At 67.4% G+C, this 23,878-nt stretch carries 23 protein-coding genes and 1 riboswitch; of the genes, 12 read left to right on the forward strand and 11 right to left on the reverse strand.

Going from position 1 to position 23,878, the window contains the following annotated elements:
* Window positions 1-17: 17 nt before the first annotated feature.
* The 4 genes from AC1Z3W_RS02985 to AC1Z3W_RS03000 all read right to left on the reverse strand — a co-directional run bounded on the left by AC1Z3W_RS02985 (window position 18) and on the right by AC1Z3W_RS03000 (window position 4,577).
* Entirely contained in the window at window positions 18-1,061 is a 1,044-nt protein-coding gene (locus AC1Z3W_RS02985; protein WP_483506944.1) for a GNAT family N-acetyltransferase, read from the reverse strand.
* A 3-nt stretch (window positions 1,062-1,064) separates the two neighbouring features.
* Complete coding sequence (locus tag AC1Z3W_RS02990; protein WP_057926367.1) at window positions 1,065-2,546, reverse strand: aldehyde dehydrogenase family protein; 1,482 nt, start codon at window positions 2,544-2,546, stop codon at window positions 1,065-1,067.
* A gap of 38 nt (window positions 2,547-2,584) precedes the next feature.
* Window positions 2,585-3,535 (reverse strand): agmatinase, encoded by a 951-nt coding sequence (speB, locus tag AC1Z3W_RS02995; RefSeq protein WP_483506947.1) that lies wholly within the window; start codon window positions 3,533-3,535, stop codon window positions 2,585-2,587.
* Window positions 3,536-3,686: 151 nt separating this feature from the next.
* The gene (locus AC1Z3W_RS03000; protein WP_483506949.1) at window positions 3,687-4,577 is read right to left on the reverse strand and encodes a helix-turn-helix transcriptional regulator; all 891 of its coding nucleotides are present in this window, start codon (window positions 4,575-4,577) and stop codon (window positions 3,687-3,689) included.
* A gap of 198 nt (window positions 4,578-4,775) precedes the next feature.
* Here AC1Z3W_RS03000 and AC1Z3W_RS03005 point away from each other — a divergent pair, with 198 nt between their 5' ends.
* The 3 genes from AC1Z3W_RS03005 (at window position 4,776) to AC1Z3W_RS03015 (ending at window position 7,874) form a co-directional block, all read left to right on the forward strand.
* Complete coding sequence (locus tag AC1Z3W_RS03005; protein WP_057926370.1) at window positions 4,776-5,120, forward strand: cupin domain-containing protein; 345 nt, start codon at window positions 4,776-4,778, stop codon at window positions 5,118-5,120.
* Between the two features lie 241 nt (window positions 5,121-5,361).
* Window positions 5,362-6,816, forward strand: a complete 1,455-nt coding sequence (locus AC1Z3W_RS03010; RefSeq protein ID WP_483506951.1) for an NAD(P)/FAD-dependent oxidoreductase — start codon at window positions 5,362-5,364, stop codon at window positions 6,814-6,816.
* A gap of 137 nt (window positions 6,817-6,953) precedes the next feature.
* Entirely contained in the window at window positions 6,954-7,874 is a 921-nt protein-coding gene (locus AC1Z3W_RS03015) for a LysR family transcriptional regulator (RefSeq protein ID WP_057926372.1), read from the forward strand.
* Window positions 7,875-7,886: 12 nt separating this feature from the next.
* On the opposite strand, the gene AC1Z3W_RS03020 is transcribed toward AC1Z3W_RS03015, so the two are convergent.
* The 4 genes from AC1Z3W_RS03020 to AC1Z3W_RS03035 all read right to left on the reverse strand — a co-directional run bounded on the left by AC1Z3W_RS03020 (window position 7,887) and on the right by AC1Z3W_RS03035 (window position 11,153).
* A complete protein-coding gene (locus AC1Z3W_RS03020) occupies window positions 7,887-9,284 on the reverse strand; it encodes an MFS transporter (RefSeq protein ID WP_057926373.1) in 1,398 nt (465 codons plus the stop codon).
* Between the two features lie 194 nt (window positions 9,285-9,478).
* Window positions 9,479-10,339, reverse strand: coding sequence for an XAC2610-related protein (locus tag AC1Z3W_RS03025; protein ID WP_483506954.1), 861 nt, complete (start codon window positions 10,337-10,339; stop codon window positions 9,479-9,481).
* A 44-nt stretch (window positions 10,340-10,383) separates the two neighbouring features.
* Window positions 10,384-10,752 carry a hypothetical protein gene (locus tag AC1Z3W_RS03030; protein ID WP_057926375.1) on the reverse strand — a complete coding sequence of 123 codons (369 nt, stop codon included), beginning with the start codon at window positions 10,750-10,752 and terminating at the stop codon, window positions 10,384-10,386.
* Window positions 10,753-10,775: 23 nt separating this feature from the next.
* Complete coding sequence (locus AC1Z3W_RS03035) at window positions 10,776-11,153, reverse strand: winged helix-turn-helix transcriptional regulator (RefSeq protein ID WP_057926376.1); 378 nt, start codon at window positions 11,151-11,153, stop codon at window positions 10,776-10,778.
* A gap of 137 nt (window positions 11,154-11,290) precedes the next feature.
* Between AC1Z3W_RS03035 and AC1Z3W_RS03040 the strand changes: the two genes are divergently transcribed.
* Window positions 11,291-11,929 carry a glutathione S-transferase C-terminal domain-containing protein gene (locus AC1Z3W_RS03040; protein ID WP_124833926.1) on the forward strand — a complete coding sequence of 213 codons (639 nt, stop codon included), beginning with the start codon at window positions 11,291-11,293 and terminating at the stop codon, window positions 11,927-11,929.
* A 36-nt stretch (window positions 11,930-11,965) separates the two neighbouring features.
* Here AC1Z3W_RS03040 and AC1Z3W_RS03045 read toward each other — a convergent pair whose 3' ends face one another.
* From AC1Z3W_RS03045 to AC1Z3W_RS03055, 3 genes are all read right to left on the reverse strand, one after another.
* Window positions 11,966-12,976: a sodium:calcium antiporter gene (locus AC1Z3W_RS03045; protein WP_124833925.1), complete on the reverse strand. Its 1,011-nt coding sequence runs from the start codon at window positions 12,974-12,976 to the stop codon at window positions 11,966-11,968.
* Window positions 12,977-13,058: 82 nt separating this feature from the next.
* Window positions 13,059-13,234: riboswitch (yybP-ykoY riboswitch) on the reverse strand.
* Between the two features lie 133 nt (window positions 13,235-13,367).
* On the reverse strand, window positions 13,368-14,783 hold the full coding sequence (locus AC1Z3W_RS03050; RefSeq protein WP_483506957.1) for a heavy metal sensor histidine kinase: 1,416 nt from the start codon (window positions 14,781-14,783) through the stop codon (window positions 13,368-13,370).
* Window positions 14,780-15,451, reverse strand: coding sequence for a heavy metal response regulator transcription factor (locus AC1Z3W_RS03055; protein ID WP_124833923.1), 672 nt, complete (start codon window positions 15,449-15,451; stop codon window positions 14,780-14,782). The genes AC1Z3W_RS03050 and AC1Z3W_RS03055 overlap by 4 nt, the downstream gene beginning before the upstream one ends.
* Before the next feature lie 278 nt (window positions 15,452-15,729).
* On the opposite strand from AC1Z3W_RS03055, the gene AC1Z3W_RS03060 reads away from it, so the two are divergent.
* The 8 genes from AC1Z3W_RS03060 to AC1Z3W_RS03095 all read left to right on the forward strand — a co-directional run bounded on the left by AC1Z3W_RS03060 (window position 15,730) and on the right by AC1Z3W_RS03095 (window position 23,442).
* Window positions 15,730-16,116 (forward strand): hypothetical protein, encoded by a 387-nt coding sequence (locus AC1Z3W_RS03060; RefSeq protein WP_124833922.1) that lies wholly within the window; start codon window positions 15,730-15,732, stop codon window positions 16,114-16,116.
* A gap of 382 nt (window positions 16,117-16,498) precedes the next feature.
* The gene (locus AC1Z3W_RS03065) at window positions 16,499-16,792 is read left to right on the forward strand and encodes a hypothetical protein (protein ID WP_124833921.1); all 294 of its coding nucleotides are present in this window, start codon (window positions 16,499-16,501) and stop codon (window positions 16,790-16,792) included.
* On the forward strand, window positions 16,789-18,366 hold the full coding sequence (locus AC1Z3W_RS03070) for a TolC family protein (RefSeq protein WP_483506959.1): 1,578 nt from the start codon (window positions 16,789-16,791) through the stop codon (window positions 18,364-18,366). Before AC1Z3W_RS03065 ends, AC1Z3W_RS03070 begins: the two co-directional genes overlap by 4 nt.
* A 1-nt stretch (window position 18,367) precedes the next feature.
* On the forward strand, window positions 18,368-19,663 hold the full coding sequence (locus AC1Z3W_RS03075) for a multicopper oxidase family protein (protein WP_483506961.1): 1,296 nt from the start codon (window positions 18,368-18,370) through the stop codon (window positions 19,661-19,663).
* A 76-nt stretch (window positions 19,664-19,739) separates the two neighbouring features.
* Window positions 19,740-20,087, forward strand: a complete 348-nt coding sequence (locus tag AC1Z3W_RS03080; protein WP_483506963.1) for a copper-binding protein — start codon at window positions 19,740-19,742, stop codon at window positions 20,085-20,087.
* 20 nt (window positions 20,088-20,107) lie between these two features.
* Window positions 20,108-20,488 (forward strand): copper homeostasis periplasmic binding protein CopC, encoded by a 381-nt coding sequence (gene copC / locus AC1Z3W_RS03085; RefSeq protein ID WP_175825914.1) that lies wholly within the window; start codon window positions 20,108-20,110, stop codon window positions 20,486-20,488.
* Window positions 20,485-21,426, forward strand: a complete 942-nt coding sequence (locus AC1Z3W_RS03090) for a CopD family protein (protein WP_483506965.1) — start codon at window positions 20,485-20,487, stop codon at window positions 21,424-21,426. Before copC ends, AC1Z3W_RS03090 begins: the two co-directional genes overlap by 4 nt.
* A 210-nt stretch (window positions 21,427-21,636) precedes the next feature.
* On the forward strand, window positions 21,637-23,442 hold the full coding sequence (locus tag AC1Z3W_RS03095) for an ExeM/NucH family extracellular endonuclease (protein WP_483506967.1): 1,806 nt from the start codon (window positions 21,637-21,639) through the stop codon (window positions 23,440-23,442).
* The last annotated feature ends 436 nt before the right edge of the window (window positions 23,443-23,878 follow it).

Here is a 23,878-nt window from a genome sequence, read left to right on the forward strand (position 1 = left end):
CGCCGCGCGCGGCGGTCTCACATGAAGCCCGGATTCCGCGGGAGATAGCGCGTCCAGTCGCTGCAGTCGTGCGTGGACATCGACACCATCGGAAGCGTGAATCGCATGCACCGGCTGGCCGCGATTGCCAGTGCATCGCTCGTTCCGGGAACGAACGCGGAGACCTGCGTCGCGTCGCCCGCGACGGCCAGCGCCAGTGCCGCACGGAATGCATCGGGCATCGCATGTGCGTGCATGACCGCCAGCGGACCGATGTGGCCTGTGGCGGCAACATACGCGTAACCGACACGCTCGCCTCCGTCTTCGAGGAACACGCGTTGCATCGTCGGATCGGCCGCCAGGTACCGATGATGTTTCTCTCGCGAAACACCCAGCGTGGCGAGATCGATTCGCCGCAGCATGTCGAGATCGTCGCCGGTCATCCGGATCGGTGTCGTGCACAGCGCGGGACCGGGCGCGTGGCGCGCCAGCGCGTCGCGCGCGGCGCTGCACAAATGGATCGGCACCCGCGGAAGCAGGCCGTGACGCACATACAGCCCCTGGGAAACGACGTTGAACGCGAAGGTGATCAGGCTCTTTTCGGTCGCGCCGGCCGCGCTTGCATGCTGGAGGGTGCGCTCCAGCAATGCGTCGCCGATGCCCTGTCCCTGACGGCCGGGGGCGACGAACAGTTCGGCAAGGAACCAGAGCCGATCGCATACCCAGCTCAGGGCAAAGCCGACGATCTCGCCGCCGTCCTCGGCCAGCCACACGCCGCGCGGATCGTCTCGAAGGCAGAATGCCTGGAAATCCGGCGGTCGCGACGTCGCGACCGGTCCGAAACCGTGGCGGACGGTCAGGTCGTTGATGCTGTGTACGACCAGCGCTTCGGCGCACGCCAGTTTGTCGGCGCTTGCAGGTTGGATGACGAGCGGCATGGGCACCTCTCGCGGGGCAACGTCTTGATGTATAGCAGACGGTCGAGGCAGACCCAAGCGCGCGATGGCCGCACCGGCCCGCGTCGGTCGTGCGCGACGCCGCCCGACCGGGCACGGCGTCGCCAGCGGCCTGGCCGGCCGCACGGGTCAATCGATCGCGCGCATCGCGTGGCGCAGTTCCTGGTAGCTGCGCAGGCCCGTCACGCCGAGTTCGCGGCCGATCCCGCTGAGCCCGAAGCCACCCCAGCACACCTGCGGATAGATGAGCTGCGGCGCGTTGATCCACACGAGCCCGGCGCGCACGCGCGCCTGGAACTGCTTCGCGATTTGTGCATCGCGCGTCACGACGGTCGCGACGAGCCCGTAGCGCGTGTCGTTCGCGAGCGCGATCGCCTCGTCGTCGGTGCGGAACGACTTCACGCACGCGACCGGGCCGAACACTTCGTCGGTCCACAGCAGGTTGTCGGCGGCCGGTTCCGCGATCACGACGGGCGCCATGAAGAAGCCGTTGCCGCCGGCCTCGGCGACGCGCCCGCTGAACGCGACGCGCGCACCGGCCGCGATGCCTTGCTCCAGCATCGCGTCGACGCGTGCGCGCTGCTCGGCCGAGATCATCGGCCCCATCCCGACCTGCCCGGTGGCGGGCGGCGCGACGACGAGCGCGCGCACGGCCGTCTCGAATGCGGCCATGAAGCTGCGGTAGAGGCTGTCGTGCACGAGGATGCGTGCGGTGGCCGAGCACATCTGGCCGGCGTTCGTGAACGCGCCGGCGACGGCGAGCGACACCGCGACGTCGAGATCGGCATCGTCGCGCACGATCAGCGACGACTTGCCGCCGAGTTCGAGCGTCACGCGCTTCATGTCCTCGGCCGCGGCCTGCATGACCTTGCGCCCGGCAGCCGTGCTGCCGGTAAACGAGATCTTGTCGATCAGCGGATGCGCGGTCAGCGCCGCGCCGACTTCGGCACCGCCGTTCACGACGTTGACGACGCCGTCCGGCACGCCGGCTTCGGCGATCAGGTCGAGCAGCGCGTGTTCGGCCGGCGACGTCAGTTCGGACGGCTTGAGCACGACCGTACAGCCGGCCGCGAGCGCCGGCGCGAGCTTCCACGCGGTCGTGACCATCGGGAAGTTCCACGGCACGATCAGCGCGGCGACGCCGACCGCGTCGTAGAAGCGCTCGGCCGCGACGGCGTCGCTCGGCAGCGCGACCGGCTCGGGCGCGAACAGCGCCGGGTCGTCGCACAGCTGCGCGTAGTACGCGAACGTCGCGGCGACGTCGCCGACGTCGGCGTCGGCCTCGAACGGCGGCTTGCCGCTCACCCGCATCTGCAGCGCCGCGAGGCGCTCGCGGTTGGCTTCGACGCACTCGGCGATCTTCGCGAGCAGGCGGCCGCGCTCGGCGGGCGGCGTGCCGCGCCAGTTCGCGAGCGCGTCGCGCGCGGCGCGGACCGCGGCGTCGACGTGTGCGGCGCTCGCGAATTCCTGCCAGCCGATCGTCTCGCCGGTCGAGGCATTGAAGATCGGCGCGCCAGCTTCGTCGGAATGCGTGCGCACGGGCTGACCGGCAATGCGCGCGGCGGGCAGCACGAGCGTCGCGGCGGAAGGGGAAAGCTCAGCGGTGGACATGACGGTTTTCCTGTCGAACGGATTGGCGGATTATCGAATCAGCGGTAGGCGACGCCCGGCATCACGCAGAGCATCTCGAACGCGAGGTTCGCGCCGACGAGCGCGGTGGTGCCGGTCGGATCGTACGGCGGCGACACTTCGACGAGATCCGCACCGACGATGTTCAGCCCCTTCATCCCGCGAATGATCTCGAGACCCTGCTGCACCGACAGGCCGCCGATTTCCGGCGTGCCGGTGCCGGGCGCGAACGACGGGTCGAGGCCGTCGATGTCGAAGCTGAGATAGACCGGCGTGTCGCCGATGCGCTCGCGCACCTGCGCCATCAGCGGCGCGAGCGACCTGTTCCAGCATGCTTCCGCCTGCACGACGGTGAAACCCTGCTGGCGGCACCAGTCGAAATCCTCGGCCGCGTAGCCGGTGCCGCGCAGGCCGATCTGCGTGACCTTGTCGCATTGCAGCAGGCCGTCCTCCACCGCGCGGCGAAACGGCGTGCCGTGCGCGATCTTCTCGCCGAACATCGTGTCGTTCACGTCCGCGTGCGCGTCGACGTGCACCACGGCGACCTTGCCGTACTTCCGGTGCAGCGCGCGCAGGATCGGCCACGCGATCGTGTGGTCGCCGCCGAGCGTGATCGGCCGGCAGCCGTTCGCGACGATCTCGTCGTAGGCCTTTTCGATGCGGCGCACCGAATCCTTCAGGTCGTACGGGTTGGTCGCGACGTCGCCGATGTCGGCGACCTGCAGCGAATCGAACGGCGCGGCGCGCGTGGCCATGTTGTACGGGCGCAGCAGCACGGATTCGGTGCGGATCTGGCGCGGGCCGAAGCGCGAACCCGAGCGGTTGGACGTACCGAGGTCGAGCGGCACGCCGACGAAGCACACGTCGAGGCCGTCGGTCGTGTCGGCCTGCGGCAGGCGCATCATCGTGGCGATGCCGCCAAAGCGCGGCATCTCGTTGCCGCCCATCGGCTGGTTCAGTTCGCGGTGCATGGGGCCGTCTCCTCTTTCCGGTGAAAAACGATCGGCCGATGGTAGAGGAGAACGCGAGCGCGAAGATTTTGAAGTCGCAACGTTTACATCGACGGATCTCGATGCGAGTGGCGCCGCCGCATCGACGCGGCGCAACCATCAGCGCAGGCGTTCAGCCGGCGACGGCGGGCGGCGCGTCGTCGTCGTCGTCATGCGCCGTGGCGGCAGGAAACGCCGGCGCGGCCGAGCCCCATGCGGCGAGCTCGCGCTTCGTGCGCACGCCGAGCTTCGCGAACGCGCGCTTGACGTACGACTCGGCCGACGCGACGCGCACGCCCAGGATATCGGCGGTCTCCGGCACGGTCTTGCCGGAGATCAGGTGCTTGCAGGTTTCGTATTCGCGCTTCGACAGCTTCACGCCGTCGGCCGCGATCCGCGCATCGAACTGCGCGAGCGGATGCACTTCGGGCGTCGGATGCGCGATGCGCCGCGCGGCGGTGGTCGACGCATGCAGTTCGAGCAGGGGGAACAGCACGTCGCTGATGCTGCGAAAGCGGTTCATCTCGGCGAGCGTGAACGGCGGTCGGTCGCGGCCGCGTTCCAGCGCGATCGAATGCTGCGCATAGCGGGTGCCGCGCGCGAGCACGCATTCGTGGCCGATATGCACGTCGTCGAATATCCGCTGGCGGAATTCGCCGGGCGGGATCGCCGCGATGTCGCGCACGACGAGCATCGTGCCCGTCTTGCCGCGCAGCCCCGCGAACAGCGGGTCGCTGTCGAGAAAGCGCTCGTAGTAGAGCGTCATCACGTCGGAGATTTCGGCGGTCTCGGTGCCGATGCCGCTGCTGCCGATCCATTCGCAGCGATAGCCGGTGGGCATGGTGCCGTCGACGCGCGAGCGTTCGACGTGCGCAACGTCGAGCGGCACCACTTCGTTGAGCAGTTGCGTGAGGCGCGGCACGAAGTGCGGCGTGCCGACCGTCTCGATCAGCTCGCCCAGCGCCTTGAACGACACGTTGAAGTGGTCGGTGGCGCGATGGAAGGGGTTCACGTTGAGCAGCATGCGGTTCCCCGGTGAAAAGCGGGCCGGATTGTAGCGGTTGCAACGGCAAACGTCATTAAGGGGAAATACGGTACGGAGTCCTGCGACCTTGCGCGCCCCGGAAAACGCGCGTTGTCCCCCCCGAAGGGGGGCATACCGGGGCAGTGTAAATGAGTAACTTTGTCTCTGCTTTTTTCAATCGAGAGACGAAAGATTCAAATGACCAAACTGATCAAGGACATCCTGCCGCTGGGCGCAGGCATGGGCGAATTCACGAAGCTCGACTTCGGGATGGACGAAAGCGACTGGCGCGCGGCGGAAGGCAAGAGCGGCAATTACCTCGTCGGCTGGTGGGAAGGCAAGGTCGGCTCGGTGGAGTTCCCCGAAACCGCGGCGGACGAAGCGGTGTGGCTCGTCGAGGGCCGGATCGCGCTGACCGACGTGGAAGGCAACCGCAAGGAATTCGCGCCGGGCCAGGGCTATCTGCTGCCGGCCGGTTTCGCGGGCCGCTGGGAGACGATCGAGGACGCGAAGAAGTTCTACGTGCTGCTCGAGAAGTCGTGATGTGAGCCACCGCAGCCGTGGCGTCGTCGTCAGGTTGACGGCATGGCGGCGGCGGTTGCGTTTTCGATCGACCGCAAGCGACGTCCATCGCGTTTCTGCCGACCGGACGCATCGCGGCTTGCGGTGCATGCGCCGATCGTCGCCGTCGGCGGAACCGATGAAATCGATTGAATCGGCGAGTTCGGCCCGCCGTGCAGGCAACACATGCGCGGGCCGCGATCACGCGGGATGGCATGGGATCATGGAAATGGAAGTCAACGAAGCAACGCAAGCCGCACCGGCACACGCGCCGCGTCGCGCACCGGTTGCACTGAGCGCCGCCGAGGCGCTCGCGGATACGAAGCTGTTCCCGTACTGGCTGGACAACCCGGCCGCACCGGCTACCGAGCCGGCGCTCGTCGGCGACGTGACGGCCGACCTGCTGATCGTCGGCGGCGGCTTCACCGGGCTGTGGACGGCCGTGCAGGCGAAGGAGCAGATGCCGCACCTGAACGTGGTGCTGATCGAAGCCGGCAAGGTCGCGCACGGCGCATCGGGCCGCGCGGGCGGAATCATCTCGACGTCGGTGATGCACGGGCTGCCGAACGCGGTGCGCGTATTCCCGAACGACATCGCGCAACTCGAGGAATTCGGCCATCACAACCTCGACGGCTTCGAGGAGACGCTGAAGCGCTACGACATCGACGCCGACATCGAATGGAACGGCGAGATGACGGTGGCGGTCGATCCCGAGCACCTCGCGCACCTGAAGGGCGACTACGACCTGCATCGCGAGTACGGCCATGACGTCGTCCTGCTGAACCGCGAGGAAACGCTCGAGCAACTGAACTCGCCGCTGTTCGCGGGCGCGCTGTGGTCGCGCAACCGCAGCGGCATCGTGCATCCGGCGAAGCTCGCGTGGGGGCTCAAGCGCGCGGCGCTGTCGCTCGGCGTGAAGCTCTACGAGCACACGCCGCTCACGACCGTGACCGACGAAGGCAGCACGGTGGTCGTGAAGACGCCGAAAGGCAGCGTGCGCGCGCCGCGCGTCGTGTTCGGCAGCGGCACCGCGAAGGTCGGCATCCCCGACATCAACCGCCGCGTGATGCAGGTGCGCGACCACGTGCTCGCGACCGAGCCGCTCACCGACGAACAGCTTGCGCGGATCGGCTGGAAGAATCGCCAGGGCGTGTACGACACGCGCACGCAGCTCAACTATTTCCGGCTGACGAAGCACAACAACATCATCTTCGGCGGGCTGGTCAGCTATCACTTCGACGGCGATCCCGAACCGCACCAGGACGGCCAGCGCGAAACCTACTACCGGCTCGCGGAAGCGTTCTACCGGACGTTCCCGCAACTGAGCGACGTGCGCTTCTCGCACGCATGGGGCGGGCCGATCGACTACTGCTCGCGCGGCTCGGTGTTCGCGAAGCGCTATCTCGGCGACAAGGCGGTGTTCGTCGCCGGCTACACGGGCTTCGGCGTCGCGGCGAGCCGGTTCGGCGCGTTCATGGGGCTGAACATCCTGTTCGATCGCGACAGCCCGGAGCGCAAGCTCGACATCGCGAACCAGAGCCCGAGCTACATCCCGCCCGAGCCCATGCGCTGGGTCGCCGCGAAGATCACGTTCCATGCGTTCGACGGCGCGGATGCCGAAGGCGGCTGGAAGCGCGCGTGGATCAACGGGATCAAGGCGATGGGCTTCCCGATGTGAGCGACGCGCGATTTTCGGGAGCGACGAGTGTGGCGTGTGCGGTTGCCGATGACGGCGCGCGTCCGGCCAGGTTCATCGGCGCAGACGGCCGGCATCGCGCCGGCCCGACAACGCGCTCAGGCGCAGCGGCTTGAAGCATGTTTTCGAATACCACCGATCTCGATCTCCGGCTCATCCGGGTCTTTCTGGCCGTCGTCGACGCACGCGGCATCACGGCCGCCGAGGCATCGCTCGGTGTGCGGCAGTCGACGATCAGCACGCAGCTCTCCGCGCTGGAAGCGCGCGTCGGCTTCAAGCTGTGCGATCGCGGGCGCGGCGGCTTTCGCCTGACGTCGAAGGGCGAACGCTTCGCGGCCACCGCGCGCACGCTCGTCGCGGCGACGTCCGAGTTCGTCGCGCGCGTGCGCGACATCGACCGCAAGCTGGTCGGCACACTGTCGATCGGCCTGATCGGGCAGGCGCCGCTCGTCGAGAACGCGCGCCTCGCCGACGCGATCGGCGCGTTCCGCAAGCGCGACCAGGCCGTCACGTTCTCGATGAAGGTCGCGTCGCCGCAGGAACTCGAGGAAAGTCTCGTCAACAACCAGCTCGATCTCGCGATCGGGTATTTCTGGCATCGCGTGCCGGGGCTCGACTACACGCCGCTGTTCACCGAGGAACAGGTGGTGTACTGCGGGCGCGGGCATCCGCTCTTTCATGCGCCGCGGCCGGTGTCGGCCGATGACCTGCAGGCGCACGACTGGGTGTGGCGCACCTATCCGGTGCCGGAGGAGCAGTATCCGCTGCCGGAGCGGCGCGTGACCGCGAGCGCGGACAGTATCGAGGCCGCGACGATCCTGATCCTGTCGGGCGGGCATCTCGGCTACCTGCCCGCGCATTACGCGGAGCCGTTCGAGCAGCGCGGGCTCGTCAAGGCCGTCGGCCGCACGACGTTCAGCTTCGACGTGCCGCTGCATCTCGCGATGAAGCGCAGCACGAGCGAGAAGCCGATCGTCGCTGCGTTCTGCGAGGACCTGCTGCGTGCGTTCAACATCAAGGCGATCGCGTTGGCCGCGTAGCACGGCACCCGCTCATGCGTCGATGCGTTCGACCTTGCCGACCAGCAGCCCATACGACAGGCTGCCCGCGAGCGCCATCGCGGCGATGTAGGTGATCGCGCGCGAGAAGTCCGCGCCGTCGACGAGCAACCCGATCACGATCGGCGTCGCGATCGCGGACAGGTTGCCGATCAGGTTGAACACGCCGCCCGTGAGGCCGAGCAGCCGCGCGGGCGCGAGGCCCGACACGAGCGACCACGTGATCGACGCGAAGCCGTTGCCGAAGAATGCGATCGTCATGAATGCGATCACCCAGCCCGTCGACGTGACATAGTTCGCGCCGATGATGCAGGTCGAGATCAGCAGCCCCGAGATGATCGGCAGCTTGCGCGCGAAGCCCTGCGATGCGCCGCGCCGCATCAGCCAGTCCGACAGCACGCCCGAGCACAGCACGCCGACGAACGCGGCGAGAAACGGCAGCGACGCGAGAAAGCCGGACTTGATGAAGTCCATCCCGCGATACTTGACGAGGTAGGTCGGGAACCACGTGAGGAAGAACCACAGCGTCGAGTTCAGCGCGAACTGGCCGAGATAGATGCCCCACAACTTGCGCCGGCCGAGCACGATGCCGAGATCGCGCCACGTCGACGGCGTGCGTTCGGTGCGCGCGGCGATGCGGTCCTCGAGATCGACGAGGCCGCCGCCGTCGCGGATCAACGCGATCTCCGCCGCGTTGACGCCGCGAAACGCGCGCGGCTCGCGATACACCGCGTACCAGATCGCGGCCCACGCGATGCCGGCGAGCCCGGTCGCAACGAACACCATGTGCCAGCCGAGATGCACCTGCAGCCATGCGAGCACGGGCGTGAGGAACGCGAGGCCGACGAACTGCCCCGACGTGTAGCCGCCGATCGCGCTGGCACGCTCGCCGGTCGGGAACCACGTCGTGACCACGCGGTTGTTGATCGGATAGGCGGGTGCTTCGAGCGCGCCCACCGCGAGCCGCAGCACGATTAGCCCGACGAACGAGCCGGCAAAACCGAGCAGCAGCGTCGCGGCCGACCACAGCGCGAGCGCGCCCGCATACAGCACGCGCGGCGACACCTTGTCGACGAGCCAGCCGCCCGGGATCTGCATCAGCGCGTAGGTCCAGCCGAATGCGGAAAACACGAGGCCCGCGCGGACCGGGTCGATGTTCAACTCCTTGAACAACGCGGGCGCCGCGATCGACAGGTTGCTGCGGTCGAGATAGTTGATCACCACCGTGACGAACAGCAGCGCCAGGATGATCAGGCGCTTGCGGCTCGGCGGCGCGGTGAAGGCGGCGGTTGCGGACGCGGACGTGCGGGCTGCGGAATCGGGTACGGTGTCGGCGTGCGCTTGCGGCTGCGCCGACGGGTTGGCATGCGTGCGTGACGCGGAATGGGCCACGGTCGTCTCCTGTGTTCTGTGTCGGCCTGCACCCGCGGGCGGGCGGCCGAATCCAATGGCATTGGGCGAACGTTAGGGCCGTGGCGCGAAGCGCGTCAACATTTGGGCAGGTATCCCTATTAATGGGAAGCCGGGCGCTCAGTATGTGAGAAAGTGCGGCGAAAGTGCGGTGTGCCCGGTCGCCGCATCGTGGTTCAGCCGCCGGTTGCTTCCTTCGCGCTGACCCAACCCTGCGCGGTCCCGCCGCGTGGATTGCGATACAGCACCTTCAGCCACTGGAAGTCGGCGCTGGCATCGATCAGCTCGAGCGTATCGCCCGCGACCACATAGCGACGCGTCGGCGCATCGTTCATCGCGTCGTGCAGCGGCAGGCGCGCCGGGCGTACCTTGAACGTAACCTTGCCGCCGCCGTACGCGTCGGGGCGGCGCAATACGCGTTTGCCGTGTTCGTCGTAGGTCAGCAGCAACGACGAGGGACCCGAGTCGCCGTCGAGCAGGTCACGAAGATCGTCGGGAATCGCTTCGCTGGACTGATAGAGATACATCCGGCCGTTGCCGTCGAAGCGGTATGCGTCGGTATACCAGATCGGCCCGCCCCGGCACGAACTGTAGAGCGTGCGATCCTTCGGCTTCGCGTCGACGTTGATCAGGTCGTCGCAGTTGCCGTGCGGCATGTCGGCCGCGGGCAATTTCAGCGGCTCGAACTGCTGGCGTGCGGCGTCGTACGGAAAGATGCCGTAGCTCTCGTTGACCATCCCGAGCAGCGCGTGCGCGGCGAGATCGCGGTGGCCGTCGAAGTTGTAGTCGTCCGATGCGAGCTGGTAGTGGCCGTCCTCGTCGGATACGCCGACGTCGAGCGTTTGCGTTTTCCCGCTCGGCAGGAAGCGGATCGTGATGCGCGAGCCGTCGGCGTGTTCGACGCGCGCCGTGATGGCGTCGTCGACCTTGAACGTGAGCAGCGGTTTGGCCGCCTGCGCGGCAGCAACCGATGCGCAGCACGCGATCAGCAGCGCGCAGCGGCGAAGAAGCGGTTGGAATCGCGAAGGGCGTGTCATGAGCGGCGTTCGAACGCGTGGGGCGGCGTGTTGCGCAGAGCGGCTTACGCGCTTGCGCTGTCGTCGCGATACCCGCTCTTGCCGTCGAAGATTTCCGCCAGCGCGGCACGTAGCGCGACGGGATCGTGCTCGCCGGGCGCGAGATGGATCACGTAATGGGTATTGCCGTCGAGACGCGCGGCAGTGCGCTCGTCGAGCTCGACTTCGATCGTGTCGCTCGTCAGACGCACCGTCAGATCCTTCACGTGCGCAGTGAGCTGGTCGTGCACCATCACCTCGATCGACGATTCCTCGGGGAAGCGCAGCAGCGAGAAGCAGTAGTCTTGCTGCGCGTCGTGGCAATAGATGTTCGCGCAGCTTTCGTCGTCGTCGATGTCGGACGTGGCCGCGCCGACGGTGGCGTGTAGTTCCATGATGCTTTTCTCCGGGTGTGGGGTTATTGCGGCAGGCCGGCGTCGGCTTCGATCGCGTCGGGCGTCGCGCGGGCATCGCATTGCGCATCGCGCGCCTTCAGCCACAGCCCGAATTCACGCATGACCTCGACGACGGGCCGCAGCCGGTCGCCGTCCGCGGTCAGATCGTACTCGACGCGCACCGGCACTTCCGGATACACGGTGCGCCGCACGAAGCCGGCGTCCTCGAGCGCGCGCAGATCGAGCGTCAGCATCCGCTGCGAGATGCCCGGCATGTCGCGGCGCAGGTCGCTGAAGCGTTTCGGCCCGTCGAGCAGGTACGACACGAGCAGCAGCCGCCAGCGGCCGCCGAGCATGCGCATCGCTTCTTCCACGGAACATCCTGTCGCACTCGTTTTCATGCTGCTGGCTCTGGGTCGGTAACTTTTTTGTGACTACGGCACAAACGACTGCCGTCTTCCCGGCGCGGCGCCGATGCGAGATATTAGCGCCCGCGTCGCGGCGAATCGATATACGGATCATTCAAAGAAGGAAACGCATGAAGCTCTATCACGCTCCCGGCAGCTGTTCGCAGGCAATCCGCATCGTGCTGCACGAAGCGGGCATCGATGCGCAGATCGTCGCGGTCGATGCGCGCAAGCATCGAATCGACGACGGCCGCGATTACTACGACGTCACCGAGCTTGGCTACGTGCCGCTGCTCGAACTCGACGACGGTACGACGCTGCGCGAAGGACCGGTGATCGCGCAGTATCTCGCGGACCGGCGCCCGGAAGCGGGGCTCGCGCCCGCATACGGCACGCTCGCCCGCTACCGGCTGATGGAATGGCTGAACTTCCTCGGCACCGAGATTCACAAGGGCTTCATTCCGCTGCTGTACGCGGTGCAGGCGGGGAAATATGTCGACCCGGTGCGGCAGAAGCTCGACAGCCGCTTCGCATGGATCGACCGGCAGCTCGACGGCAATACGTATTTGACGGGCGACACGTTCACGATCGCCGATGCGTACTTGTTCGCGCTCACGGGCTGGGGCAAGGCCGAATGGATGCGCTCGGTGTACAACGCGGACATCGACCTGAGCCGGCATGCGAACCTGCGTGCGTGGTACGAGCGGGTGCGGGCGCGGCCGGCCGTGCAGCAGGTGCTGCAGGCCGACGCGCGGCCGAACGCGTCCTGATCGACGCGCGCGGGGAGCCCGGCGCGGTCGGCGCACTCAGCGCGTCAGTGTCACGAACAGGTAACCGACGTAACCGGCCCCATTCGCCAGCAGCGCCCAGATCGCGAGCCCGCGCGCACGGGCATTGACGCGCAGCCAGACCGCCGCCGCGAGCGTGATGACTACACCGGTCAGCACTTCGGGGCGCGGCTCCCACGGCGTCAGCATGATGCCGATCGCCGGCAGCAGCGTGCCCTGGAACACCATCGCGCCGGTGATGTTGCCGAATGCGAGCGTGTCCTTCTTGCGGCGGATCCACAGCACGCTGTTGACCTTCTCCGGTAGCTCCGTCGCAATCGGTACGATGATCAGCGACAGCAGCAGCGCGGAAATGCCGAGCAGGTGCGACACGCCCTCGACGCCATGAATGAAGCCCTTCGCACCGCCGACGAGCAGCGCGACGCCGAGCGCGAGTTGCAGCGCGATGGTCGCGAGGTTGGTCGGCAGCCCGACGCGCGACAGGAACATCGCGTGCGGCGCTTCGGTGCCGTGCCCGGCATCGACGAGCTGCATCGATGCGCGGAACGTCATTACCACGTACATCACGTAGATCCCGACCAGCATGACGGCGAGCAGCGCGCGGACGGCCCACACGTGATGCGGGATGAACATCGCGACGGTGGCGAGCGCGAACGCGGCGATGAAGTAGTTCAGGTCGCGCACGAAGCCGGTCCGCTCAGGCGCGATCGTGCCGGTCAGGCCGCGCGAGCGGATCACGGCGAGCGTCATCAGGAAAGTCGTCAGCGTCGCGAGCATCAGCGGCGCGCCGAGAATCGCGCCGACGCCGATTTCCTCGTTGACGGCCGCGTTCGACGTGCCGCCCGCGAGCGCGAGCAGCGGCACCATCGTTTCGGGCAGCGCGGTGCCGACGGCCGCGAACAGCGAACCGGTGACCCCCTCGGAAATCTTCAGCCGTTCGCCGAGATGTTCGAGCGCATTCGTGAAGAGTTCGGCGGCGACCAGGATGACGATCAGCATGAACGCCAGTTCGACGAGCATCGACGTCATGCGGCACCTCCGCAGGCAGGCATGCGGACGGTCGTGGAACTCACGAAATGTGAAGGGAAGGCAAGGAGGAACATGGGGACTCCGTGGTCGGACGTGGACGAACCATGACGCATCTGCCGACGTCCGACCAGGACCGACGCGATGCGTCGATGGTCTCGCCAGACCGATTCGGCCGAACGCGCCACGGCCGCAGGCCGAGTGTGTTGACGCGTTCGCTTTCCGGGGAAGGAAAGCAGGCTACTCCCCAAAGACGAAAGGCAGTCTAGCCGAGCCGGCCGCTTTCGGCAAGATTGGGCGGTCACACCCTTTCATTCGGGACGGTAAGTCGCATTACAGCGGATGCGCATGGCGTACGGCGAAGCAATCGGCGTGCGCGCGCGTCACGCTTGGGTCATGAAGCCCGGGCCGGGAAATACAGCGCGAACGTCGTGCGCCCGTCGCGGCTCGCGACCTCGACCTTGCCGCGGTGCAGTTCGACGATCGACTTGACGATTGCGAGCCCGAGCCCGGCGTTGCGCGCCGCGCCGTGCCGCGACGAATCGATCCGGTAGAAGCGCTCGAAGATCCGCTCGATCTGCTCGGGCGGAATCGCCGCGCCGCGGTTCGTGACTTCGACGACCGCGTACCCGGGCCGCGTCGATACGGCCAGCTCGACCGTCGACCCGGATTCCGCGTGTTCGAGCGCGTTCGACGCGAGGTTGCTGACGGCGCGCCGAAACAGCGTCGCGTCCGCGACGACCGGCGCTTCGCCCCGCACGTCGAGGTGCACGCCGGCTTCGTCCGCCAGCGCCTGGAAATACGACGCGAGCCGGCGCAGTTCGTTGCCCGCGTCGAGTTCGACAGTCTTCAGGTGCTGTCGCGCATTGTCCGTGCGCGCAAGAAACAGCATGTTCTCGATCATCCGCTGCAGCCGCTCGCATTCCTCGATGTTCGAATCGATCAGCGCTTCGTATTCCTCGGTGGTGCGGGCGCGCGACAGCGTGACCTGCGACGCGCTGATCACGTTCGCGAGCGGTGTGCGCATGTCGTGCGCGAGGTCGGACGAGAACTGCGACAGCCGCACGAACGCGCGCTCGAGCCGGTCGAGCATCCGGTTGACCGACGTGGCGAGCTCGCGCAGTTCGACCGGGCCGCCGCGTGCATCGAGGCGCGCGTTCAGGTTGTGCGCCTCGATGCGCGACGTCTGCCGGCCGAGGCTCTCGACCGGGCGCAGGCCGCGCGATGCGACCGCGTAGCCGAGCGCGCCGACCAGCAGCGCGCCGAGCGCGGCCGCGAGCCAGATGTCGACCCGGTAGCTTTCCAGCAGCGACTGGCGATCGGTCGCCGTACGCGCCAGCGCAACCTGGATGGTTTCGCCCGACGGCAGCGTGGCGCGCGCGCGCACGCAGCGCGACGCGCCGATGCCGGGCGGCGAGCAGGTGAACGGGCTGGCGGCCGCGCCTGCTTCCGCGGCCGGCTGCGGCCGCGCGATCACCGATGCGAGCGTGTTGCCGGCTTCGTCGGTGTGTTCGACGAGCGGGCGGTTCGCGCCGTCGTAGATGCCGAGGTAGACGCCCGGATGCGACAGCAGCACTTCGTGGAAGACGGCCGGATCGGCGCGCAATGCGGCCGTCGAGCCGCTCGCGTGCGCGAGCTGCAGGAACTGGTTGAGCTTGCCGGCGATCTCGATGTCGTCACGCCGGGTCAGCTCGGCGGACAGCGAGCGATACAGGTATGCGCCGGTCAGCGCGAATACGAGCGCGGCGACGGCGGCGAACGCGAGCGTCAGGCGCCGGAGCAGCGAATACGGTGCCGGGCCGCCGGTCACGCGCGATCCTCGAGCACGTAGCCCATCCCGCGTATCGTGTGGATCAGCTTCTTCTCGTACGCGTTGTCGATCTTCGCGCGCAGGCGCTTGATCGCCGCATCGACGACGTTCGTGTCACTGTCGAAATTCATGTCCCAGATCTGCGACGTGATGAAAGTGCGAGTGAGCACCTCGCCCTCGCGCTCCGCGAGCAGCTGCAGCAGCGCGAATTCCTGCGCGGTCAGGTCGATGCGGTTGTCGGCGCGCCGTACGCGGCGCTTGATCAGATCGACCTCGAGATCGGCGACGTGCAGGATGTCGCGCGCATTGCGCGGCGCGCGCCGCAGCAACGAACGGATGCGCGCGAGGAACTCCGCGTACGCGAACGGCTTGAGCAGGTAGTCGTCGGCGCCCAGTTCGAGCCCCGTGACCTTGTCCTCGATCGCCTCGCGGGCCGTGAGCAGCAGCACGGGCGTCTGCTTCTGCGCGCGCAGCCGCCGGAGCACCTCGAAGCCGTCCAGCTCCGGCAGCATCACGTCGAGCACGACGAGATCGAAATCCTCGTGCAGCGCGAGGAACAGCCCGTCCGTGCCGTTCTCGGCCACGTCGACCGTGTAGCTCGCCTCCGTCAGCCCCTTGCGGAGGTACGACGCCATCTTGGGTTCGTCTTCGACTATCAGTATCCGCATGGTGGAGCAGGCTGTCCGTGATTCATCCGTGGTTCCAGCCGGTCAGTGTAACGCGTGAGCTTACGGCGCTGCCCGTGCGGGAAAGATGACCGGTGGATGACGGAATTGTCATCGAGCATGCTTGCGATGCCGCGCCCGCGTTCGATGAAAATCCGGTCATGTTTCGGCCATGTCGTCGTCACGCCGACGGCGATAAGCTGCGGCCGTCTTGTGTCCGGAGCGCGCCGTCTCGGCGTTGCTCCCGTTCATCCGGTCGTAGCCTGCCTGATTCCACCTCCATGTCGTACTGGCGCAAATTCATCCTCGTCGTGTTGCTGGCGCTGAGCCTGCCGATCCAGTCGTTCGCGACCGTGTCGATGCAGTGCGCGGGCGTTGTCGTTGCGGCGCCGCATGCGGGGAACGGGGTGAGCGCTCATGACGCGGCCGCGTCGCACGCGATGTCCGGCGCGCACGGCGGCGGGCATGCACAGGATGACCGCGCACGGCATGCGTCTTCTTGTTCGGCGTGCGGGGCCTGCTGCTTCGGCACCGGCATGTCGGAGGTGCCGGCGGTGTCCGTTCCGACCGGCGTCGGTATCGCGGCCGCCTCGTCCCGGCCTTCGTCGATCGTCGTGTCGTTCCTCACCGGCGGCATCGACCGGCCGCCGCGCCGGAATCCCGTCTAGGGCCTGTTCACGCTAATAACGGGCTTGCGAACGTGCCTTTCCGCCCGCAAGGCAAGGAGAGAGGAGGCGCAATAGCCGTAGCTATTGCAACGACGAACGACGCCGCAATGCGGGCGGAAAGGCACGTTCCCCTGTTTGGAAAAATCATTCGTGGGGCTGGCCCCCAGAAGGGCCGATCGCCGCGTCATGCGCCTCGCGAATACGTCGAGTATTCGCTTCCCCGCATTCCTTGCGCTCGGCCCTTCTGGGGGCCAGCGCAAGCCCGTTATTAGCGTGAACAGGCCCTAGTCCCTGCCCGCGGCCGGCGGCCGCGATCCGCACACCGTGCCGACGACCCTTCGACGCCCGTCACACGACTCACGACTCACGACGAGAAACACCCATGCGATTGATCATTGCGGCGCTGCTTGGCGCGGCGGCACTCGTGCCGCCGCTCGCGCCTGCGCAAACCGTCTTGCCCGATCCGGCCGATGCCGCCGCGTCGGTGCCGGACGTCACCGCGACGTCCGCGTTCGACGGCTACGTGCCGTATCGGGACGATGCAGGCCCGGGCTGGAAGCAACTGAACCGTGACGTGATGGAGCGGCCCGCGAAAGGGCACGCGACCGGGCACGCAAAGCCCGGAAACGCGGTGGGCAGCGCAGCCCATTCGATGCACGGAGGGGCCGCGCAATGACGGGATTTGCGATTTCACCGCGCGTCGGCGCGACCGCGCTCGTGCTGGCCTTCCTCGCCGGCTGCACGACGTTCTCGAAGGACGGCGGCTTCGATGCCGTGTCGTCCACCGCATCCGAACGCATCGGGAAGGACGCCGTTATCGTCAGGACCGACGCCGACCGCGCAGCCGTCGACACACGGACGAAGGAATTGCTCGCGAAACCGCTGTCGATGGACGACGCGGTGCAGATCGCGCTGCTGAACAACCGCGGACTGCAAGCGTCGTATGCCGAACTCGGGCTGTCGGAGGCCGACCTCGTGCAGGCCGGCCGGCTGCCGAACCCGAGCTTCTCGTTCAGCCGCACGCGGGCCGGCGACGGTGAGCTGAGCCTCGGCCGCACGTTCTCGGCCAATGTATTCGCGCTGCTGACACTGCCGCTCGCGACGAACATCGAACGTCGCCGCTTCGAGCAGACGAAGCTCGAGACGGCCGACGCGATGCTGAAGGTCGCGGCCGACGCGCGCCGCGCGTATGTCGAAGCCGTCGCCGCCGAGCAGGCCGCGAACTATGCGCGGCAAGTACGCGACGCCGCGAGCGCCGCCGCCGAACTCGCGCTGCGGATGCGGCAGGCCGGCAACTTCAGCCGGCTCGACTACGCACGCGAACAGGCGTTCCATGCGGATGCGGTTGCCCAGCAGGCGAAGGCGGATCAACAGGCCGTGGCCGCGCGCGAGAAGCTCACGCGCGCGATGGGGCTGTGGGGCGAGCGCACGCGGTACGCGCTGCCCGAGCGCCTGCCCGACCTGCCGAAGGCGCGCCCCGATCTGCGCGACCTCGAACGCTACGCGATGCGCAACCGCCTCGACATCCAGGCCGCGAAGCTGCAGACGCAGGGCGTCGCGTCGTCGCTCGGACTCAGCAAGGCGACGCGCTTCGTCAACGCGGTCGATCTCGGCTACGTGAACAACTACGAGACCGACAAGGGCCACGAGCACGGCTACGAGATCAGCGTCGAGATTCCGCTGTTCGACTGGGGCGGCGCGAAGGTTGCGCGGGCCGAAGCCGTCTACATGCAGTCGGCGAACCGGCTCGCACAGACCGCGATCGACGCACGCTCGGCAGTGCGCGAGTCGTACGCGGCGTACACGACGAGCTACGACGTCGCGAAACACTATCGCGACGAAGTCGTGCCGTTGCGCAAGACGATCTCGGACGAGCTGCTGCTGCGCTACAACGGGATGCTTGCGAGCGTGTTCGAGCTGCTCGCCGACGCGCGCGAACAGGTCGGCGCGGTCAACGGCTACATCGATGCGCTGAAGGACTACTGGCTCGCCGAAACCGATCTGCAGGCGGCCGTCGGTGGCCGCCTGCCGACCGCGCAGCCAACGCAGCCGACGCAGCAGACGCAGCAGACGCAGCAGACGCAGCAGACGCAGCAGACGCAGCAGACGCAGCCGACGCAGCAGACGCAGCCAACGCAGCAGACGCAGCGCGCGGACGCTACCGCCGCATCCACGACCGACGCTGCGCCGCAGCCGGCTTCCTCACCCGCGGCGCAACCGGCGCCCGCAACGCATCCGGAAGGTCATTGACATGGTGTCCCGTCGACAATTTCTCAGCGGCTCGGGCGCTGCGCTGCTCGGTGCGGCGATGGTCAGCAAGGCCGGCGCGGCGTCGCTGCCCGAAGCGCCGACGATGGCGAAGGCCGGCACGCAGCCGCCGCTCGTGCCGCCCAACGGCCGCCCGTACACGCCCGTCGCGACGCTGAACGGCTGGACGCTGCCGTGGCGGATGAAGAACGGCTGGAAGGAGTTCCACCTGACGGCCGAGCCCGTCGTGCGCGAGATGGCGCCGGGGATGAACGCGAACCTGTGGGGCTACAACGGCCAGTCGCCGGGCCCGACGATCGAGGCCGTCGAAGGTGACAAGGTCCGCATCTTCGTGACGAACCGGCTGCCCGAGCACACGACGATCCACTGGCACGGGCTGCGGCTGCCCAACGGGATGGATGGCGTCGGCGGCCTCACGCAGCCGCATATCCCGCCCGGCAAGACCTTCGTCTACGAGTTCCAGCTGGAGGCGCACGGCACCTTCATGTATCACCCGCACGCCGACGAGATGGTGCAGATGGCGATGGGGATGATGGGCATGTTCATCGTGCACCCGAAGGATCGCGCGACGATGCCGGTCGATCGCGACTTCGTCTTTCTGCTCGCCACATACGACATCGATCCGGGCAGCTACACGCCGCGCGTGAACGAGATGACGGACTTCAACATGTGGACGTTCAACTCGCGCGTGTTCCCGGGTATCGACCCGCTGCCGGTGCGTGCGGGCGACCGCGTGCGGATTCGTTTCGGCAACCTGACGATGACGAACCATCCGATCCACCTGCACGGCTACAGCTTCGAGGTGGCCGGCACCGACGGCGGCTGGATTCCGCCGGCGGCGCGCTGGCCGGAGGTGACGGCCGACGTCGCGGTCGGCCAGATGCGCGCGATCGAGTTCACCGCCGATCGCCCCGGCGACTGGGCGTTCCATTGCCACAAGTCGCATCACACGATGAATGCGATGGGCCACCAGGTACCGAACCTGATCGGCGTCCCGCAGAAGGATCTCGCGACGCGTATCGGCAAGCTCGTGCCCGACTACATGGCGATGGGTAGCACCGGCGGCGCGATGGGCGGCATGGAGATGCCGCTGCCCGACAACACGCTGCCGATGATGACGGGCACCGGCCCATTCGGGCCGCTGGAGATGGGCGGCATGTTCACGGTCTGCAAGGTGCGGCAGGGGCTCGGCCGCAACGACTATCGCGACCCGGGCTGGTTCCGGCATCCGAAGGGCACCGTCGCCTACGAATACACCGGGGAATTGCCGGACGGCTGAGCGGCAGGCGGCACGCGGCGGCCGTGACGATGCGGCCGCCGATTTCATTTCACTCACTCTGGATGGAGCACGCACGATGAAGAAGAAACTGGTTTCAATTGCAACGGGTTGCGCGCTGATGTTTTCTGCCGCCTCACACGCGGCCGGCGACATGGCCGGCATGGACATGGGCGGCGACGCGAAGCAGGGCGCCGCCGCGACACGCGCGATGTCGCACGGCGAGATCCGCAAGGTCGACACGGCCGCGGGCAAGCTGACGATCAAGCACGGCCCGCTGGAGAACCTCGGGATGGAGGCGATGACGATGGTGTTCAAGGTCAAGGATCCGGCGATGCTGTCGCAGGTCCAGGCGGGCGACAAGATCGATTTCGTCGCCGAGGACGTGGGCGGCGCGTTGACCGTCGTCGAGCTGCGCAAGCCGTGATGCCGGGGCGGAACATGCACATGAAGATCACGATGCTCACGCGGTTCGTCCGCTTCGTCGCGGCCGGCGCGCTGATCGCCGCCGCGCCGGTGACCGCCTCGGCGCACGGCAAGCTGGAAAGCGCGACGCCCGCGACCGGCAGCACGGTCGACACCGCGCCCGACACGTTGCGGCTCGCGTTCAACGAAGACCTCGAACCGACGTTCAGTTCGGTGAAGGTGTCGGACGCGAACGGCAAGCCCGTCGCACACGACGGCGCGAAGGTCGATCCCGCCGCGCCGCGCGTGATGACCGTCGCGATGCCGAAGCTCGCGCCGGGCGCGTACACGGTGCAATGGGCGGCGATGACGGCCGACGCGCATCGCACCAAAGGCACCTATACGTTCAAGGTGAAAGGGTGAACGAAGGCTTCGTCGGCATGCTACGGCTGGCGGCGGTGGCGATCCAGAACGCCGGGTTCGCCGTCGTCGTCGGCACGCTGCTCGGCAGCCACTGGCTCGCACGGGGTGTGTCGGCGTGGCAGCGCGACATCGCGCGGCGGCTCGTCGCGACATTGCGCGCTGCGTCCGTCGTGTCACTGCTCGCGAGCATCACGGCGTTCTGGGCGCACTGCGCGTTGATGAGCGAAGTGCCGCTGCTCGACGCGGGGCCGGCCGTTCGCTCGATGCTGGCCGGCACCGGGTTCGGTCATGCGTGGCTGGCCGGCGCCGTGTTCATGACCGTCGTCGTGCTGCTGTCGTTCCTGCGGCGCGCGACCGATACGCGCTTTCCGTTCGCGATGTGGGCCGCGCTCGCGTGCGTCGCGCTGGCGCGCAGCAATGGTGGGCATCCGGTCGACGCGGGGCTGTTCAGCGTGCCGGTGTGGGTCGACTGGCTGCATCTGCTGGCGATCAGCGCGTGGGTCGGCCTCGTGCTCGTGACGGCGTTCGGCGTGATGTCGCGATTCGCCGGGATGCCCGCGAGCGAGCGCACGACCGGTGCGTCGTTCGTGCAGTCGCTTTCCGATGCGTCGACGGCCGCGCTCGCCATGCTGTTCGCGACCGGCGCATACAACGGGTGGCGCGGCGTCGATACGCCGAGCAACCTGTTCATGTCGACGTACGGACAGATCCTGCTGCTCAAGCTCGCACTCGTGCTGATCGCGGCGGCGCTCGGCGGACACAACCGGTTCTTCGGGATGCCGAAGCTGATGGCCGCGCTGAAGGATCCGGCGGCGGCGATCCCGGTCGACGCGTTGCGCCGGTTCGGCACGGTGCTGCGGATCGAGGCGGTCGTGCTCACCGGCGTGCTGATGGCGGCGGCGCTGCTCGTGTCGAGCGCGTTGCCGGGGACGGTTTAGTATCGCGGCCCGCGGGCGAAGCCGGTACCGAGACATCGCCGGAACAGGGGCGATTTTTGTCGGATGACTTTCCGGGGCCGGCCGCAAGTGCGCGGTCGATCGCCATGGCGGAGCGGCACCGAAAATTACATCCATCTGTCTTTTGGTTACTAAAAACTGTCATCGAGCGCCGCTAAGCTTTCGCCACCCTCACAACCGGGATTCCCCGCCATGCGCTCGACAATCCGCCTGTTTGCGCCACTATTGCTGCTGCCTGCGCTTGCCGCACCGGTCTTCGCCGCCTCCGTCAGCCCGAACTGCGGCGGCAGCACGACGCCGATCGCCGACATCCAGGGGCCGGGCGCGCCGTCGCCGCTCGCCGGCCAGAACGTGTCGATCGAAGCGGTCGTCACGGCCGACTTCGGCGGCACGGACGGCTTCGGCGGCTTCTTCGTCCAGCAGGCCGACGCGCAGCGCCGCAACCAGCCGGGCGTGTCGGAAGGCCTGTTCGTCTATGCGCCCAAAGTGCGCGCGAAGGCCGGCGATCTCGTGCACGTGACGGGCAAGGTCGAGGAGAAATACGGACAGACGCAGCTCACGCTGTCGGGCGCGATCGCGGTGTGCGCGAACGGCCAGGCGGTCACGCCGGCGACGCTCACGCTGCCGGTCGACAACCCCGGCACGTTCGCCGCATATGAAGGAATGCTGGTGCGCCTGCCGCAGACGCTCGCCGTCACCGACAACTACGAGCTCGGCCGCTACGGCAGCGTGATGCTGAGCAACGGCCGCCTGCGCACGCCGACGAGCGTGGTGCCGCCGTCGCAGGCGCAGACGCAGATCGATGCGAACGCACGCAACCGGCTGATCCTCGACGACGGCTCGAACAAGCAGAACCCGGCGACCGTGCCGTATCCGGCGCCGGATCTGTCGGCCGCGAACACGCTGCGCGCGGGCTATACCGTGCGCAACGTCGAAGGCGTGCTCGAGGTGCGCTACGGCGCATGGCGCGTGCAGCCGCTGCCCGGCGCGGCCGCACCGGCGTTCGACACGCGCTCGAACCCGCGCACCAACGCACCGGCACGCGATCCGAAATCGAACCTGCGCGTCGCGTCGTTCAACGTCCTCAACTACTTCAACGGCAACGGCGTGGGCGGCGGCTTCGACGATCCGAACAATCGCGGCGCGAAGAACTACCAGGAATTCCAGCGTCAGGAAGCGAAGATCGTCAGTGCGCTGAAGGCGCTCGACGCCGACGTGATCGGCCTGATGGAAATCCAGAACAACGGCTACGGCGAACTGAGCGCGGTGCGCCAGCTCGCGGCGAAGCTCGGCAGCAACTGGCGCGTCGTCGATCCGGGCACGTCGCGCCTCGGCGGCGACGCGATCGCGGTCGCGATGATCTACGACAGCCGCGCGGTCGAACCCGTCGGCCGAGCGTCGACGCTCGCGATCGACGACAAGAACCGCCAGCCGCTCGCGCAGTCGTTCCGCCGCATTGGCGGCAACAAGCAGGCGCTGACGATCGCGGTCAACCACCTGAAGTCGAAGAACTGCCCGGACGCGGCGAACGACGACCTCGACCAGGGCGACGGCCAGGGCTGCTGGAACCCGACGCGCACGCGTGCCGCGGCGAAGCTGGCCGACTGGCTCGCCGGCACGCCGACGGGCGTCGCAGGGCAGGGCACGCTGCTGATCGGCGACTTCAACAGCTACACGCATGAAGACCCGATTCGCCTGCTCGAATCGCGCGGCTACCGCAACCTCGTGTTGCGCTGGATCGGCGCCAACGCGTACAGCTACGTGTACAACGGCGAAGCCGGCTATCTCGATCACGCGCTCGCGTCGCTGCCGCTCGCATCGCACGTGAAGGCCGTGCACGAATGGCACATCAACGCGGACGAGCCGCTCGCGCTGCAGTACACGCTCGCGTACAAGTCGGCCGAGCAGCAGAAGACGTTCTACGCGCCGGATGCGTATCGCTCGTCGGATCACGATCCGGTGCTGGTCGATATCGCGCTGCCGGGCGGCGGGCGCTGATTGCCGCGGTGTCGAGCATTTGAAGTACGGCGTGCGGCGTCAGCCGCACGTCGGCACGTGAGCGGTGGCCCTGCCGCTCGTGCGTCTCTCCCTTCCCCTCGCATCACGCGCCCGATTCGCGATTGCCGCGATGCGATCCCGCATGCACGGCGCGAATGATCGTTTCTTCATTGCGAATACCCGCGTATTACCCATCAATGCGCGTGTCGCTCGGCATGCGATTCCATTACGATGCCGTGTAAATAATGCCGTCGAGTATCCGGTAAATCGCTGGAGTCGGTATTTTGTGGATGATGTCGGGTTTTATTCAGCGATTCGCACTAGTCGATTATCGATAATAAAAATGAAAGAAAAATCCTGTCGGTCTGAAGGTATTCGCCACGCGATACCCAATCCCGTAAATAACCGAGCCAAAGGCACGACGGCGACGCCATTC

Source organism: Burkholderia sp. 10_S31, assembly GCF_056930375.1.

Excerpts from the sequence above, each read along its gene's own strand:
- AC1Z3W_RS02990 (WP_057926367.1), bottom strand. The coding sequence starts at position 2,546 with ATGTCCACCGCTGAGCTTTCCCCTTCCGCCGCGACGCTCGTGCTGCCC.
- speB (WP_483506947.1), bottom strand. The coding sequence starts at position 3,535 with ATGCACCGCGAACTGAACCAGCCGATGGGCGGCAACGAGATGCCGCGC.
- AC1Z3W_RS03000 (WP_483506949.1), bottom strand. The coding sequence starts at position 4,577 with ATGCTGCTCAACGTGAACCCCTTCCATCGCGCCACCGACCACTTCAAC.
- AC1Z3W_RS03005 (WP_057926370.1), top strand. The coding sequence starts at position 4,776 with ATGACCAAACTGATCAAGGACATCCTGCCGCTGGGCGCAGGCATGGGC.
- AC1Z3W_RS03010 (WP_483506951.1), top strand. The coding sequence starts at position 5,362 with ATGGAAATGGAAGTCAACGAAGCAACGCAAGCCGCACCGGCACACGCG.
- AC1Z3W_RS03015 (WP_057926372.1), top strand. The coding sequence starts at position 6,954 with ATGTTTTCGAATACCACCGATCTCGATCTCCGGCTCATCCGGGTCTTT.
- AC1Z3W_RS03025 (WP_483506954.1), bottom strand. The coding sequence starts at position 10,339 with ATGACACGCCCTTCGCGATTCCAACCGCTTCTTCGCCGCTGCGCGCTG.
- AC1Z3W_RS03030 (WP_057926375.1), bottom strand. The coding sequence starts at position 10,752 with ATGGAACTACACGCCACCGTCGGCGCGGCCACGTCCGACATCGACGAC.
- AC1Z3W_RS03035 (WP_057926376.1), bottom strand. The coding sequence starts at position 11,153 with ATGAAAACGAGTGCGACAGGATGTTCCGTGGAAGAAGCGATGCGCATG.
- AC1Z3W_RS03040 (WP_124833926.1), top strand. The coding sequence starts at position 11,291 with ATGAAGCTCTATCACGCTCCCGGCAGCTGTTCGCAGGCAATCCGCATC.
- AC1Z3W_RS03045 (WP_124833925.1), bottom strand. The coding sequence starts at position 12,976 with ATGACGTCGATGCTCGTCGAACTGGCGTTCATGCTGATCGTCATCCTG.
- AC1Z3W_RS03055 (WP_124833923.1), bottom strand. The coding sequence starts at position 15,451 with ATGCGGATACTGATAGTCGAAGACGAACCCAAGATGGCGTCGTACCTC.
- AC1Z3W_RS03060 (WP_124833922.1), top strand. The coding sequence starts at position 15,730 with ATGTCGTACTGGCGCAAATTCATCCTCGTCGTGTTGCTGGCGCTGAGC.
- AC1Z3W_RS03065 (WP_124833921.1), top strand. The coding sequence starts at position 16,499 with ATGCGATTGATCATTGCGGCGCTGCTTGGCGCGGCGGCACTCGTGCCG.
- AC1Z3W_RS03070 (WP_483506959.1), top strand. The coding sequence starts at position 16,789 with ATGACGGGATTTGCGATTTCACCGCGCGTCGGCGCGACCGCGCTCGTG.
- AC1Z3W_RS03075 (WP_483506961.1), top strand. The coding sequence starts at position 18,368 with ATGGTGTCCCGTCGACAATTTCTCAGCGGCTCGGGCGCTGCGCTGCTC.
- AC1Z3W_RS03080 (WP_483506963.1), top strand. The coding sequence starts at position 19,740 with ATGAAGAAGAAACTGGTTTCAATTGCAACGGGTTGCGCGCTGATGTTT.
- copC (WP_175825914.1), top strand. The coding sequence starts at position 20,108 with ATGAAGATCACGATGCTCACGCGGTTCGTCCGCTTCGTCGCGGCCGGC.
- AC1Z3W_RS03095 (WP_483506967.1), top strand. The coding sequence starts at position 21,637 with ATGCGCTCGACAATCCGCCTGTTTGCGCCACTATTGCTGCTGCCTGCG.